The sequence below is a fragment of the Affinundibacterium fentianense genome (assembly GCF_018139545.1).
In the GTDB taxonomy this organism is placed as follows: domain Bacteria; phylum Pseudomonadota; class Gammaproteobacteria; order Burkholderiales; family Burkholderiaceae_D; genus Undibacterium; species Undibacterium fentianense.
Genome location: NZ_JAGSPJ010000018.1, coordinates 1 through 413 on the forward strand (window position 1 = coordinate 1; position 413 = coordinate 413).

Here is a 413-nt window from a genome sequence, read left to right on the forward strand (position 1 = left end):
ACGTTGGTATTTGCGTCAAGGACTGAACCGAAAACCACGATATCCACACCTGAACCGCAACTGATCGTATCGTTTCCAGCTCCACCTATAATTGTATTGTTACCGGAACCGGCCACGATATTGTCATTTCCATTGTCGCCCGACGCCCATGTGCTTGCAGATGCAAGATACATAGTGTCATTTCCATTTCCACCATAAATGGTATCGTTACCGCCAGTGCCGGCGAGATAATCGTCGCCATCATTGCCGTATAAAGTATCGTTGTTCCGCGATCCAAAAATTCTGTCATTTCTGTAAGACCCTTGAACGATTTCGATCGAGCTGACCGTGTCGCTGCCTAAAGTTGCGTTGTACGAATACCCCAGTTGAAGGTCAACCGTAACCCCCGCCAAGCCAGTGAGATTTGTGAATTG

1 protein-coding gene is annotated in these 413 nt (G+C 47.7%); it reads right to left on the minus strand.

All coding sequences use genetic code 11. The features are described 5' to 3' along the window. Window positions 1–413: calcium-binding protein (locus tag KDM90_RS17605; RefSeq protein ID WP_268977760.1), on the minus strand; the 413-nt coding region annotated here is incomplete at both ends.